Origin of the sequence: Myxococcus sp. RHSTA-1-4 (assembly GCF_020037125.1) — a bacterium.
Lineage (GTDB): Bacteria > Myxococcota > Myxococcia > Myxococcales > Myxococcaceae > Myxococcus.
Genome location: NZ_JAIQDG010000012.1, coordinates 149,881 through 163,365 on the forward strand (window position 1 = coordinate 149,881; position 13,485 = coordinate 163,365).

Annotated in this window: 11 protein-coding genes; 5 read left to right on the forward strand and 6 right to left on the reverse strand. The window is 70.7% G+C overall.

Features of this window, described 5'->3' with window-relative positions:
- Positions 1-211 precede the first annotated feature (211 nt).
- The 3 genes from K8638_RS18390 to K8638_RS18400 are packed head-to-tail and all read right to left on the reverse strand — an operon-like array spanning position 212 to position 4,568.
- Positions 212-1,924, reverse strand: a complete 1,713-nt coding sequence (locus tag K8638_RS18390; RefSeq protein WP_223755846.1) for a sodium:solute symporter — start codon at positions 1,922-1,924, stop codon at positions 212-214.
- Entirely contained in the window at positions 1,921-2,085 is a 165-nt protein-coding gene (locus tag K8638_RS18395) for a hypothetical protein (RefSeq protein ID WP_223755847.1), read from the reverse strand. The genes K8638_RS18390 and K8638_RS18395 overlap by 4 nt, the downstream gene beginning before the upstream one ends.
- The gene (locus tag K8638_RS18400) at positions 2,082-4,568 is read right to left on the reverse strand and encodes a PIG-L family deacetylase (protein WP_370644025.1); all 2,487 of its coding nucleotides are present in this window, start codon (positions 4,566-4,568) and stop codon (positions 2,082-2,084) included. Before K8638_RS18400 ends, K8638_RS18395 begins: the two co-directional genes overlap by 4 nt.
- 142 nt (positions 4,569-4,710) lie before the next feature.
- On the opposite strand from K8638_RS18400, the gene bshC reads away from it, so the two are divergent.
- The 3 genes from bshC to bshA are packed head-to-tail and all read left to right on the forward strand — an operon-like array spanning position 4,711 to position 8,290.
- A complete protein-coding gene (bshC, locus tag K8638_RS18405; protein ID WP_223755849.1) occupies positions 4,711-6,336 on the forward strand; it encodes a bacillithiol biosynthesis cysteine-adding enzyme BshC in 1,626 nt (541 codons plus the stop codon).
- Positions 6,333-7,130 carry a bacillithiol biosynthesis deacetylase BshB1 gene (gene bshB1, locus K8638_RS18410; protein WP_223755850.1) on the forward strand — a complete coding sequence of 266 codons (798 nt, stop codon included), beginning with the start codon at positions 6,333-6,335 and terminating at the stop codon, positions 7,128-7,130. The genes bshC and bshB1 overlap by 4 nt, the downstream gene beginning before the upstream one ends.
- Entirely contained in the window at positions 7,127-8,290 is a 1,164-nt protein-coding gene (gene bshA, locus K8638_RS18415) for an N-acetyl-alpha-D-glucosaminyl L-malate synthase BshA (RefSeq protein ID WP_223755851.1), read from the forward strand. The genes bshB1 and bshA overlap by 4 nt, the downstream gene beginning before the upstream one ends.
- 30 nt (positions 8,291-8,320) lie before the next feature.
- On the opposite strand, the gene K8638_RS18420 is transcribed toward bshA, so the two are convergent.
- Positions 8,321-9,178 (reverse strand): DUF2911 domain-containing protein, encoded by an 858-nt coding sequence (locus K8638_RS18420; RefSeq protein ID WP_223755852.1) that lies wholly within the window; start codon positions 9,176-9,178, stop codon positions 8,321-8,323.
- Positions 9,179-9,291: 113 nt separating this feature from the next.
- A complete protein-coding gene (locus K8638_RS18425) occupies positions 9,292-9,504 on the reverse strand; it encodes a hypothetical protein (protein WP_223755853.1) in 213 nt (70 codons plus the stop codon).
- Between the two features lie 176 nt (positions 9,505-9,680).
- Here K8638_RS18425 and K8638_RS18430 point away from each other — a divergent pair, with 176 nt between their 5' ends.
- Positions 9,681-10,964: an AAA family ATPase gene (locus K8638_RS18430; RefSeq protein ID WP_223755854.1), complete on the forward strand. Its 1,284-nt coding sequence runs from the start codon at positions 9,681-9,683 to the stop codon at positions 10,962-10,964.
- Between the two features lie 12 nt (positions 10,965-10,976).
- Here the strand turns inward: K8638_RS18430 and K8638_RS18435 are convergent, their stop codons facing one another.
- On the reverse strand, positions 10,977-11,921 hold the full coding sequence (locus K8638_RS18435; RefSeq protein WP_223755855.1) for a hypothetical protein: 945 nt from the start codon (positions 11,919-11,921) through the stop codon (positions 10,977-10,979).
- A gap of 187 nt (positions 11,922-12,108) precedes the next feature.
- Between K8638_RS18435 and K8638_RS18440 the strand changes: the two genes are divergently transcribed.
- On the forward strand, positions 12,109-13,476 hold the full coding sequence (locus K8638_RS18440; RefSeq protein WP_223755856.1) for a restriction endonuclease fold toxin 5 domain-containing protein: 1,368 nt from the start codon (positions 12,109-12,111) through the stop codon (positions 13,474-13,476).
- Positions 13,477-13,485 lie beyond the last annotated feature (9 nt).

Below are 13,485 nucleotides of genomic sequence, written 5' to 3' on the forward strand. Positions count from 1 at the left end.
TGGACGCGCTCCACGGTGCACCTCCCGGGCGCGGGTGATGCGAACCCCGGGCCAGCGGCCACCACACGCGCCCGCCAGGGGAGCACGGTGAGCGCGCCGCCGTCCACCCCTGGGTGCCCCGGCCCAGCCCCCAGTGTCCTGGAGGGAGGGTCGTCTTTCGTGGGGCCCAGGCCCACCTTCGCTGCCGTGAGGAGCCCAGGGGCCCGTCGCGCTACGCCCCCGCCGTCACGACCGGCTCCGGCTGCCGGGGCAGCACGGCCTGGAGTCCCAATCCCAGCGCCACCACCAGCGCGCACCCGATGACGTTGAACCACAGGTAGCCGATGTCGCTGAGCATGAAGAGCGCAATCACCGTCGCCTGCGAGAGCACCGCCGCCCCGAACACGGCATGCCCGCGCACGTGCTTGAGGAAGAAGGCCACCAGGAAGATGCCCAGCACCGTCCCGTAGAAGATGGACCCCAGGATGTTCACGGCCTGGATGAGGTTGTCGAGCAGCGACGCGAAGGTCGCGAAGCCCACGGCGACCAGCCCCCAGAACACGGTGAACAGCTTGGACGCCACCAGCACGTGCCGGTCGGACGCATCCTGGCGGAACACACGGCGGTAGAAGTCCACCGTCGTCGTCGCCCCCAGCGCCGTCAACTCGCTGGCGATGGAGCTCATTGCCGCCGCCAGGATGACGGCGATGAGCAACCCGAACAATCCGCTCGGAAGCCAGCGCTTCACGAACCCGATGAAGATGTAGTCCGAGTCCTTGGTCTCCACGCCCGGCAGCGCGCGTGCCACCACGGCCTTGGCCTCCTTGCGGATGTCTCCCGCCTCCTTCGAGGAAGCCCGCAGCGCCTCCCGCGACGCGGATGCGGCGGCGGTGTCTCCCGTCTCGCGCGCCGCGAGGTAGCGCTCCACCTCCGCGCGCTTGGCCGACTGCGCCTGCTCCCACCTCGCCTCGACCGCGGCGTACTCCGCCGCCTGCGCCGTGCCCTGCACGCGCTCGCGGAGCGGCTCGTTGAACAGCAGCGGCGGCGTGTTGAACTGGTAGAAGACGAAGACGAGGATTCCGACGAACAGGATGAGGAACTGCATCGGAATCTTCAGGACGCCGTTGAACAGCAGCCCCAGCCGGCTCTCGGAGATGGAGCGTCCCGTCAGGTAGCGGCCCACCTGTGACTGGTCCGTGCCGAAGTACGACAGCGACAGGAAGAGGCCCCCGGTGATGCCGGACCAGAAGTTGTACCGGTCCTGCACGTCCAGGTCGAAGCTCACCACGTTCATCCGGCCAAAGGCGCCCGCCACGTCCACGGCCTTGCCGAAGGAGATGTGCTCGGGCAGCCGCCACACGATGACGATGGCGGCCACCACCATGCCGCCCATCATCACCACCATCTGCTGCTTCTGCGTCTGGCTGACGGCCTTGGAGCCACCCGTCACCGTGTAGAGGATGACGAGCGCGCCCATGGCCACCACGGTGGGCTCCAGCGGCCAACCGAGGATGGCGGAGAGGATGATGGAGGGCGCGTAGATGGTGATGCCCGCCGCCAGCCCGCGCTGGATGAGGAACAGGAACGCGCCCAGCAGCCGGGTCTTCAGGTCGAAGCGCGACTCCAGGTACTCGTACGCGGTGATGACGTTCAGCCGGTAGTAGATGGGCACGAAGACCGCGCTGATGATGATCATCGCCAGCGGCAGTCCGAAGTAGAACTGCACGAAGCGCATCCCGTCCTCGTAGGCCTGCCCGGGGACGGAGAGGAAGGTGATGGCGCTGGCCTGCGTGGCCATGACGGACAGGCCGATGGTGGGCCAGCTCAGCTCACGCCCCCCGCGCAGGTAGTCCTCGCTGGTGCTCGCCTTGCGGTTCTTCCAGATGCCCCACGCGACGATGGAAACCGTCGTCCCGACGAGGACCAACCAGTCGAGCAGTGTCACGCGTATGCCTCGGTGAGGGCCCAGAACAGGGCGACGAACAGGACGAAGGTGCCAAGCACCACGAGGTAGATGTTGCGCCACGAGCCGAGCAGCGGCGGCGCGTCATCCATCTCGGGCCGCGGCGCGGCGGGCTTCTCCAGGGAAGGACCAGGTGTGCTCATTGCGCGAGGATGTTCGCCAGGAGGCGGTAGGCGCCGGGCACGCCGGCGGGGAGCTGACGGAAGAAGGCCAGCCCCGTGTACACGAAGGCGCCCTTGCCATGACGGGCGACGAGAAGTGAGCCCTGAAGAGGAGCCTCGCCCGCGTCGCTCATGGCGAACACGGGCCGGTAGCGCGAGTCCCAGGTGGAAGCGAAGTAGAGACCGCGCTCCTGCACCCAGCCCTCGAAGTCCGCCGCGCTCAGCGTATTGGGCCCCCGCAGCAGCGGCTCGCTCGGGGCGACGGGAGACATCGCCGCCGTCTCGTCCGTCACGCGCTCCCGGCCAATCTCCAGCGGGTACGGGCCGACGAAGGTGGTGAGCGGGCCCACGCGGCTGTTGGTGTTGTACTGCACCACCAGCCGCCCGCCCCCCTCCACGTACTTCAGCAGCCGCTCGCGGTGCACGGCGAGGCGCGGGTTGGCGTTGAAGGCGCGCACGCCGACGAGGATGGCCTCGAAGCGCTCCAGCCGCTCCCCGGCGAGCCGCTCCTCGGGCAGCACCGTCACCTCGTACCCCACCGCCGCCAGGCTCTCCGCCACGCGGTCCCCCGGCCCGGGGATGTAGCCCACGCGCTTCACCTTCGTGGCCAGCGAGAAGGGCACCAGCGTCGCCTCCGAGGGCTGGCGCACCGCCTGTGGAGGGATGTGCTCGTACGACACCGTCCGGACCCGCCATGACTCGGTGCGGCCGCCGCTCTCCACGACGGCGCGCAGGCGGCCCTTTCCCGTGGCCCCCTTCGGAGGCGTCACCTTGAAGACGACGGTGCGCTCGTCACCACGCGCGGCGAGCTGGAACGGAACCTCGGAGGGTTCCACGCGCCAGCCCTCGGGCACTTCCAGCCGGGCCTTGCCGCTGGCCTCCGCGCGGCCCGCGGCCAGCACGACGGACACGGATTGGGCCCCGCCGTTGGGGAACATCAGCACGTCCCGCTCCAGCGTCGCGGTGACGGCGGGGACGATTTCGAAGGCGCGGTACAGCTCGCCGCGCACCGGGTCCGTCCACACGAACACCACCGGCCGCGTCGCGCTGAAGCGCCGGCCGTTCGCCTCGTAGACGAACGTCACCGCCAGCGCGGGCTCGCCCTCGGGCTGGCCGGTGAGCGCGCGGTCCGCGCCCTCCAGCGTGTAGAGGCCGCCGGTGACGGGCTTGCGCAGCCAGTACGGCGTGGAGATGGCCGCGTCCTGGGGGAGCGCCATCTTCCGCGTCAGCTTGAAAGGCGCGTGCCCGGCCAGCTCCGTGTTGGCCACCACGGACTCGCCGCCCGGCAGCGTCACGCTCACCAGCCGGAGCGCGGCGGGCGAGCGGTTCAGCGCCATCAGGTTCAGCTCCACCTGGGTGCCCGGCACCGCCGTGGGCTCCGCCGCGCGCGCCTCGAGGAACAGCCCCGCGCAGGCGGCGATGAGGGCCTCCGTCTCGCGCAGCTTGTACGCCTTCCACGGGTTGTCGTCCGGCAGCGAGGACAGCGCCTCGTGGACGCGCACCAGCGCGGGGACACCTCGGTGGGGCGCGCGCGGGTCGAACCCCTTCTGCGCCTCGTCCACCGCGCGGGCCACGGCCTCGGCGCCGCTCCAGCGCTTCCACGAGAAGTCCAACCCCTCGAACACGTCGCCCTTCGGGCGCGTCCCGGCCACGGGCGTGAAGTACTCCAGCAGCGGCCCGCGCGCGGCCGGCACGCCGAAGCCCTGGCTCTTGTGCTGACTTCGGCTCTCCGCCGAAATCTCCCCCCAGGAGCGCCCGAGCAGCGGGTCGTAGCCCCCGACGTCCACCTTCAGGTAGCCGGACATGTCGGCGCCCGGCGCCAGGTTCCAGGTGGCCGCGTTGTTCAGCAGCCGGTCCGCCTTCCAGGGCTTCACCTCCGCGAGCTGCTCGGGGAAGCGCTTCGGGTCGGCCGCGGCGGCGAAGGCCTCCTCGGCGAGGAGCGCGGAGGCGGTGTGGTGGCCATGATTGGGAGGCTTCGTGGTGAAGCGCGTCACGATGACGTCCGGCCGGAAGCGGCGGATGGCGAGCACCACGTCCGCCAGCACCTCGTCGTGTCCCCAGATGCGCAGCGCCTCGTCGGCGCTCTTGGTGTAGCCGAAGTCGCGAGCCCGGGTGAAGAGCTGCTCGGCGCCGTCCACGCGGCGCGCCGCGAGCAGCTCATACGTGCGGATGAGCCCGAGCAGCTCGTCCTGCTCGGTGCCGATGAGGTTCTGCCCACCGTCGCCGCGCGTGAGGGACAGGTAGCCCGCGCGCAGGCCGCGCTCGCCCACCAGCCACGCCAGGAAGCGGGTGTTCTCGTCGTCGGGGTGGGCGGCCACGTAGAGCACGCTGCCCGTCACCCCCAGCCGACGCAGGCCCGCCGCGATTTCCCCCGCGTGCGGTTGCCGGGGCGCCTGCGCGAGTGCCGTCGACCCGACTCCAAGACTCATGACCAGCGCCATTCCAAAGGTGAGCAGGTTCCGCATCCGGGCGGACCCTATAACAAGGCCCTCGCACTCGCGCGTGCCACGTTCAAACGACATGACGCGGACGGCCAGGGAATAAGTACGGCGCTCGCTTGTCCGTTCCCGTGCCGGCCTCCATCGGACCTGTTATCAAGCACGACCCGTGACGTCCTCGTTCTCCGCCGAGTGGCTCCGAGGAGATGCGCGCGCGCTCTCCTTCCTCCCCGACCGCTACCGCCACCCGGCCGCCCGGGCCGAGGCCGTGGCCGCCGCCGCGTCGCGCACCGTGTCCCCCGCGCTGCTCGACGTGCTCGTGGCCCGCAACGCGCGCCTCGCGCCCAGCCCCGCCCGCGAGCGCAACCTGGAGCTGCTCTCCCGTCCCGGCACCGTGGCCGTGGTGACCGGGCAGCAGATGGGGCTCTTCCTCGGGCCGCTCTTCACGCTCTACAAGGCCGCCGCCGCCATCGTCGCGGCCCGCGCGCTCTCCCGGGAAACGGGCCGGCCCTGCGTGCCCGTCTTCTGGCTCCAGACGGAGGACCACGACCTCCCGGAGATCGACCACTGCTTCATCCCCCGGGCCACCGGGGGGCCGCTGCGCGTGGCGCTGGACCTGCCCGGCGCGGCCACCTCGCGCGCCCCCATCGCCCACCGCCGCCTGGGCCCGAGCGTCACCGCCGCCCTGACCACGCTGCGCAACGAGCTGGGTGACGAGCCCCACGCACAAGAGCACCTGTCCCTGCTTGAGCGCGCCTACCGTCCCGAGGCCACGCTGGCGGAGGCCTTCACCGAGGTGCTCTCCACGGTGTTCGCCGAGGAGGGGCTCATCTTCCTCGACCCGAGGGACGCACGGCTCGCGCCGCTCGCCGCGCCCGTGCACCGCCGCGCCATCCAGGAAGCGGCGGTCATCTCCGACACGATGTCCGCCCGGGTGAGGGCGCTCTCCGACGCCGGCTTCTCCGAGCAGGTCCACATCCGCCCCGGCTCACCGCTCGGCTTCTTCTCCCCGGATGCCATCGATGGCCCGCGCTACCGCCTGGACCCCGCGGGTCCCGGCCGGTGGAACCTCGCGGGCCACCCGGAGAATGGCACCGTCACCACGGACGCGCTCCTCGGCTGGCTGGAGCGGGAGCCGCTGCGCTTCACCACCTCCGCCCTGCTGCGCCCCCTCCTCCAGGACACCTGGCTTCCCACGGCGGCCTACGTCGGCGGCCCCGGCGAGGTTGCCTACTTCGCGCAGCTCGCGCCCCTCTACGCGCACGCGGGCCTTCCGATGCCGCTCGTCGTGCCGCGGGCCCGCTTCCGCGTGCTCGATGACCGCGCCCGGCGGTGGCTGGGCAAGCTGGGCCTCCGGCCCGACGAGGTGAACACGCCGCGCGACGAGCTGCTCACGCGCCTGGCCGCCCGTGACGCCAGCCAGCCCCTCGAGACGCCCGAGGCCCTGGAGGCCCGCCTCTTCGGCGCCTTCGCGTCGGAGCTGGACCGCCTGGGTGACTCGCTGCTCGCGCTCGACCCGGCGCTCCAGGACGCGCTCCAGCGCACCCGGGGAACCGTCCGCGTCGCCGTGTCCCGGCTCGCGGGAAGGTACGGCCGCGCGCTCACCCGGCGCGACGGCGTCACCGCCGAGCGGGTGGACCGCCTGCGCACCTGGCTCACCCCGGAGGACGCGCCGCAGGAGCGCGTCCTCGGGCTGCCCTACTTCGCCTGCCGCATCGGCACGCGCGCGTTCACGCGGCAGGTGCTCGATGCGTGCGTGCCCTTCTCCGGCGCGCTCCAGGACTTGACGCCATGAGCGAGCCCTACGGCATCGACGTCCTCGCCTTCGGTCCCCACCCGGACGACGTGGAGTTGTTCTGTGGAGGCCTCCTCGCGCGCATGGCGGCGTTGGGCTACCGCACCGGCATCGTGGACCTGACGCGCGGGGAGAAGAGCTCGCGCGGGACTCCGGAGACGCGGGCACGGGAGACGGAGGCGGCCTCCCGCGCGCTGGGCCTGTCCCTCCGGGAGAACCTGGGCCTGCCGGACGGCTGGCTCAGCCCGTGGGCCGGCTTCGAGGCACCCGAGGCCGAGCGCGCCCACACCTCCGCCGTGGCCCGCGTGGTGGAGGTCCTGCGCCGGCTCCGCCCGGAGCTGGTCGTCGTCCCCTGGGAGGAGGAGCGCCACCCGGACCACGAGGCCGCCAGCGCGCTGGTGACGCGTGCGCTGTTCTTCGCCGGAGTCCGCAAGTTCGAGGCGGAGCCACCCGGCGCGCCCTTCACGCCCCGGCAGGTGCTCTACTATCCGCTGCGGCACCTGGCCGAGCCGAGCTTCGTCGTGGACGTGTCCTCCGTGTACGAGCGGAAGCTGGCGGCGGTCCACTGCTATGCCAGCCAGGTGCAGCCGCGCCCGGACGCGCCGCCGACACTGGTGGGCTCGCCGCTGTCCCTCTCCTCGCTGCAGGCGCGGGACGCCTTCTACGGCGCGCAGGTGGGCGTCTCCCACGGCGAGCCCTACGTCGTCCGCGAGACGCTGGGACTGAGCGACCCGCTGGACCACTTCCGCCGGAATAGCTTCGCGCGGCCCCTGTTCTTCCCCCAACGCCGATGACCGAACCGCTCAATGTGGCCATCACCTGCTTTCCCACCTTCGGTGGCAGCGGCATGGTCGCGACCGAGATTGGACTGGCCATGGCGGACCGCGGGCACCGCGTCCACTTCATCGCCAAGGACCTGCCGGTGCGCCTGCACGGCACCAGCCGCAAGGTCTTCTTCCACGAGGTGACGGAGAGCGACTACCCGGCGCTCCAGCACTCCAGCACCTACCCCATCGCCCTGGCCTCCAAGATGATTGAGGTCGCCAGCTACGAGCGCCTGGACGTGCTGCACGTCCACTACGCGGTGCCCCACGCCACCGCCGCATGGATGGCGCGCGAGGTGCTGGGGGACAAGGCACCGCGCATCGTGACGACGCTGCACGGGACGGACACCACGCTGGTGGGCATCGACCCCAGCTACCTGCCCATTACCCGCTTCTCCATCCTGCGCAGCGACGCGGTGACGGCGCCCTCGGACTTCCTCCGTCGCGCGACGTGGGAGGGCTTCGGCATTCCCGAGAGCTTCCCCATCGAGGTCATCTTCAACTTCGTGGACACGCAGCGCTACGCGCCGGTGAGAGAGCGCGCGGTCCTGCGGCCGCTCTTCCCGGACCTGCGCGAGCCGGAGCCGGTGCTCATCCATATCTCCAACTTCCGGCCGGTGAAGCGCATCACCGACGTGGTGGACGTCTTCACGGAGGTCCACCGCCAGCGTCCCTGCCGGCTGGTGATGATTGGCGACGGCCCCGAGCGCTCGCCCGCCGAGCGCCGCCTCCGGGAGCTGGGCCTGGAGGACCGTGTCGCCTTCCTGGGCAAGCAGGACCGCTTCGAGGAACTGCTCGCCGCCGCGGACGTCTTCCTCCTCCCCAGCGAGCAGGAGAGCTTCGGGCTCGCCGCGCTGGAGGCGCTGAGCTGCGGCATCCCCGTGGTGGCGAGCGACATCGGCGGCATCCCCGAGCTGGTGACGCCGGGAGAGACGGGGCTGCTCGCGCCGGTGGGGGACACGCGGGCCATGGCCCGGCACGTGCTCACCCTGGTCGAGGACCCGGCCCGCTGGAAGGCCTTCTCGCGCCGCGCGCGGGAGCAGGTGCTGGAGCGCTTCCGGCTCGGCCCCGCCATCGACCGCTACGAGGCGCTCTATCGCCGGCTCGCGGCGGGGGCGCCCCGTCGCTGAGGGCCCCCGCGCACGGTAGCGGCGGCGCGGCTACTTCTTGCCCTTCCACTCCGCGAGGGCCTTGGAGACCTGGTCGCGGAAGAAGAAGCCCTTGTCGTTCTGGCCCAGGTCCCAGGACGCCTGCGCGGCCTTGCGGGCCTCGGCGTACTTGCCCATGCGCGCCAGGATGTCGGCGCGAATCCACTGGTTGTACCAGGTGGACTGGATGGCCACGGACGCATCCGCATGCTTCAGCGCGGCGGCGTAGTCCTTGGTGGACTCGGCCACGTGGCGGGCCATGTTGGCGAGCATCCGGGAGGAGCTGACCACGGCGGTCTGCATGCCGGCCTGCACGTGCGCGGCGGTGTCCACCTTGATGGGCACGGAGACGCGCAGCTTCTCCCACTCCATGTCGAGCGACGTCGCGTCATCGGTGGTGTTGCTGAAGAGGAACGCCAGCCGCTCGCGGAGGGGAATCTCGGTGGTGGTGGCGTCGACGGTGACGAGGTCCTGGGCCGGGTCATACGGCTTGAGGCCCGCCCAGATGGTCAGGTCCTTGTTCAGCATCATCTTCCAGCCCTTCTGCGAGGGCAGGGTGACGATGGTGTAGGTGCCCGCGGGGACGGGCTTGCCCCCGAAGGTGACGTCACGGCTGAAGGTGATTTTCGAGGCCGCGTTGGCGCCGGTGCGCCACGCCTTGTCGAAGGGCACCAGGTCGCCCCATACCTTCCGGCCCTTCACGCCAGGGCTGGAGTACTCGATGGAAATCTCCGTGACGCCCACCTCCTGCATCACCTTGGCGGCGGGGCTCGCGGCGGGGAGCTTGAGCTGGGCGGCCGCGGGCGTGGCCACCAGGGCCACCAGCGCGGAAAGCAGACATCCGAGGGCAACGTTCTTCATCGTCCTCACTTCGTCCTTTCTCAACCAGGCAGGTTGAAGAGCCGGCGGAGTGTATAGATGAGTCCCCGGGCCGCCACACGTTTCCCTTCAGCCCGCACCGCGTCATGGCGCGAGCCCGCGCGTCACCAGCCCTTGACACCTCCGCCGCCCGGAGCCGGTGCGCCCGCGTCACGCTGCGCGCCACCGGCTGTTCCCGCATCCGCGGAGCCGGAGCCGCCCGTTCCTTCTTCCGTCTGACCGGAGCGCTCCCCCGAGCCCCGGCTCTCGCAGCCCGTGGCGCCGCCCAGCAGCGCACCGCCCATCACCAGCACCTGGAACAGCTTCTGGTAGTCCATGTCCGGCCCGTACCTTTCCGGCGGCGGGTCCCCCGCGCGCCACTCAGGAGGAGGCCCCACCCTACCCCGGGTGCGGGACTCGCGGCCCCTGCCCCGCGGGCCGACGCGTGGACGTGGACACTCCGGAGCAGAGAGGTGTTCCCCCTCGCCTCCGGGGTGGTCATGCTGTGTGCACGATGAAGCTCACGCGGCTCGTGGTCCACCACTACCGAAACGTCACGCCCGGCACCGAGCTCGTGTTCAGCCCGGCACGAAACCTGGTGCTGGGCGAGAACGGCACCGGGAGGACCACGCTGCTGGAGCTGCTCGCCACGGTGGTCGGCTCGGACTTCTCCGGCCTCATCCACGAGGCCTTCGCCCTGGAGTACGAGCTGTCCTTCCCGGGGATGAAGCTCCACGTCTACGTCCGCAACGAGCAGCCCTCCGCCACCCCGGAGCCGGAGGCCCCTCCCCGCAAGGGCGCGGAGCTGCTGCCGCTGCGGACTCCGTCGGCGGAGGGACTGGGGCTCCACCCCCGCCTCGAGGTGGACCTGCGGCTCATGTCTCCCGCCGTCCACCTGGGGATGCGCGCCGACAACGAGGGCCTCGACTGCAAGGTGGACGGTGAGCCCGTCTGGTCGCGGGCCATGCAGTGGTCCCTGCTGGACCGCTCGGTGTGGACGCTGCTGTTCATGACGGCGCAGTACATCGACCGCGACCTGAAGGAGCGGCTCAAGGACCTGCTGCGCCGCACCTTCCTGCTGGCGCCCCAGCGGTTCGACGAGGCGCTCGGGATGTTCGAGCGCATCGGCCACATCCGGTACGCCATGGAGGTGCGGGACGGAGAGGTGTTCCCGCTCGGGCTGATGGCCCTGCCCACGTGGATGCCGGGGTGGCTGCGCGAGCAGGTGGAGCGCGAGGCACCGCCGGACGTGCTGGAGCTGAGGCATGACGCGCTGGAACGGAGCTTCCTGGCGCGCTTCGTCGCGCTGGCGGGCTTCGCGGCCGGGACGTTCCGCGTGGAGGTGCAGGAGAAGCGCTCGTTCGAGAACGGCGGCCGGGTGGGCTTCGGCGGGTTCGGCTTCCACTTCAGGCGGCTCGACGGCCGGGGACTGTCCCACGCGGAGCTGGGCTTCGGGCAGAAGCGGCTGCTGTCCTTCCTCTACTACCTGGATGTGAATGAGGACTTCGCCATCCTGGACGAGCTGGCCAATGGCTTGCACCCGCGCTGGGTGGAAGCCAGCATGCGCGAGCTGGGGACGCGGCAGGTGTTCCTGGCCAGCCAGAACCCGCTTCCCTTCGAGCACACGCGGTACGCCTCGGCGGAGGAGCTGCGGGCCTCGCTCCTGCTGTGCGGCGCGGGCCCGGAGCGCATCGACTGGGCCAATCCCTCGCGAGAGGCCGCGGGCCGGCTCTTCGACGCGTACCGGCTGGGGGCGCGTCCGCTGGCGGCGCTGCTGCGCGAGCAGGGGCTGTGGTGAGCGGACTGGGCGTCAGAAGCGCCCCGCGCGGGCCTCGTCGAAGTCCACCCGGTGCTTCATGTAGAGGGTGTCCAGCATGTGGTTGCTGATGGGGTTGAGGTTGCCGTCGGTGAAGCGGTGCACCACGGCGCCCTTGCCGGCGTCCTTGAGGAAGGCGAGCGGGTCGATGCTGCCGCCCAGGCCCGTGAGCGTGGGCACCGGGTCGGCGTCGTTGATGTAGTGCACGTACCTGGGCCCGTCCGGGTAGCGCGTGGAGGCGGCGCCGAAGGTCTCCACGTTGAGCCTGCTCATCAACTGCTCGGTCTGGGCCTTGGACATCCCGTCCTCGATGCGCAGCCGGCGCTGCACGTCGAACAGAGCCCGCGCGGTGATGAGGCCGCCCTGGCTGTAGCCCATGAGGTGCACTTCACGGCCGGCCTTGAGCTCGTTGTAGACGGTGTCCGCCAGCGTATCCACGGCGGGGTTGTGGCCCTTGTCCAGCTTGTCACCCACGCACTGCGCCAGGTCCGTCACCAGCCCCTGGGTGGCGTTGTGGATGCCGATGACTCGCGCGTCCGCGGTGTCCGCGATGGACTGCATCTCGCGAAGCTGCCCCTCCATCGGCGTCATGATGCCGTTGACGTAGAGGATGCTCTTGGAGGGGTTCGGGTTGTCGAGCGGCGTGACGGCGGGGATATCTTTCAGCGACGTGCCGGGCGGGAAGGACTGCCCCTTGGCGCCGACGAACTTTCCGTCGCTCATCCGGTCCGGCTTCGCATCGCCGCCGAAGAGGCGCTGCACCTCGCGAAGGTGCGAGGCCTCGAAGACGTCCGCGCCCATCTTCACGAAGCGGGGGATGTCGGCCAGCCCCTGCTTCGCGGCGTCCACCACTGAGTCGAGGAGGTTCTTCGGCGCCGCCGCGGACGTCTTGGCCGGAGCGGGGCTGAAGAGATTGCGGCTGCGGTCGATGAGGCTCATGGGGACCTCCCGCCTACGGAGCAAATGGGCCTGCCCACCATTTTCTCAAATCCCATTCCGGAGTTGCGTGCCCGGGGGAGACCCTGGGCAGGCGCCCAGAGCGGGTCATCAGTGCCCCGGCCCCTCGATGCCGTAACGTCACGCCCCGAGACCCGTGGTGAGCGGGCGCCAGGACTGGGGGCGTACGGTGACATTCCAGAGGGTGCTGTCGCTGTGCCTGCTGTTGTGCGTCATGGGCTGCGCGAGCAATCGCGTGGTGCGGCTGGACACCGGACAGGGGCGCCCGCTGGAGTACGCGGCGCCCTCCTGGGACAAGTCCGTCGACATCGACGAGGGCGAGTTCCAGGAGGCACTGGCCCGGCTGGTGCTGGAGGTGCCCCTCTCCATCCGCACGTCCCAGGCGGGCTGGCTGGTGCGCACCGCTTCTCCGGGCCATGGCGCGGCCATGGACGGGGTGTGGCAGTTCGCGCTGCGCAGGGACTACGGGCGCTGGTGCCGGGCCTACGAGGCCCCGGGTGACTGCCTCTCCCTGCTGGAAGACGGCCTGGGCTTTTCGGCCACGGACAGGCTGGCGGTGGCCCTGGGCCTGTCGCTGGACCCCATGCACGAGAGCATCGCCGAGGCCCTGGAGGACACCTTCAGCCCCACGCTCTTCAAGGCCGTCGTGGTGTCGGCGCTGGTCTCGTGGGCCATCCTCGCGGCCAACCCCGAGCCCGTCTTCACCAAGGCGGCGGCGGTGCTGGCCGTGGTGCTGGTCGCATACCTCGGCGTCGACGCCTTCCTCGAGGTGGTGCGAGCCTGCTCGGAGCTGAAGGAGGCCACCGACAGGGCCACCACGTTCCAGGAGCTCGACGCGGCCGGCGCGCGCTTCGGCCGGGTGATGGGAGCGGAGGGGGCCCGCGTCTTCGTGCTGGTGGCGACGCTGCTGGTGAGCAGGGGCACGGCCGGGGGCGCTTCATGGCTGGCGACTCGGTTGCCCCGGCTGCCTCGCTTCTCGGAGGCGGCGGCGCTGGCGGCACGTCAGGTGGGGGTGCGGCTGGAAGCCGCCGCGGAGGTGACGTCCGTGGCGGTGGTGGAGGGCCAGCTCGTCATCACCCTGGCCCCCAACGCGGTCGCCATGGCGGCGATGGGCAATGGGAACCCGGGCGTGAAGCTGCTACCGACAGGCGGCCCGGGAGAATGGGTGCAGGTGAATGAGTCGATGCCCGAAGCGGCTCGCGCCTACCAGGAACGGGTGACGGGAACGCCCAGGGGCTATGCGTACCGGGTGAAGGGGCGCGGTGAGGAAGCGGACTTCGACGGCTTCGACCCGAAAGAAGACGTCCTGTTGGAGGCCAAGGGCTACAATCTGGCGAAGTTCTTCAACGACTCATTCGACCCCAAGGGCTTCTTCAAGGGTGCGAACAAGTTCCTTGAACAGGCCCAGCGGCAGCAGAGGGTTGCCCATGACAGGCGCGTCCGTTGGGTCGTCGCTGAGCAGAAACTCGCGGATGCTCTGCGCAAGCTCTTCGCCCGGTATAACTTACACAAGGTCGACGTCATTCACCTCCCGTGACAAGGACTG

Coding starts and splice junctions, on each gene's coding strand:
- K8638_RS18400 (WP_370644025.1), bottom strand. CDS start 4,568: ATGCGGAACCTGCTCACCTTTGGAATGGCGCTGGTCATGAGTCTTGGA.
- bshB1 (WP_223755850.1), top strand. CDS start 6,333: ATGAGCGAGCCCTACGGCATCGACGTCCTCGCCTTCGGTCCCCACCCG.
- K8638_RS18430 (WP_223755854.1), top strand. CDS start 9,681: ATGAAGCTCACGCGGCTCGTGGTCCACCACTACCGAAACGTCACGCCC.
- K8638_RS18395 (WP_223755847.1), bottom strand. CDS start 2,085: ATGAGCACACCTGGTCCTTCCCTGGAGAAGCCCGCCGCGCCGCGGCCC.
- K8638_RS18425 (WP_223755853.1), bottom strand. CDS start 9,504: ATGGACTACCAGAAGCTGTTCCAGGTGCTGGTGATGGGCGGTGCGCTG.
- bshA (WP_223755851.1), top strand. CDS start 7,127: ATGACCGAACCGCTCAATGTGGCCATCACCTGCTTTCCCACCTTCGGT.
- K8638_RS18435 (WP_223755855.1), bottom strand. CDS start 11,921: ATGAGCCTCATCGACCGCAGCCGCAATCTCTTCAGCCCCGCTCCGGCC.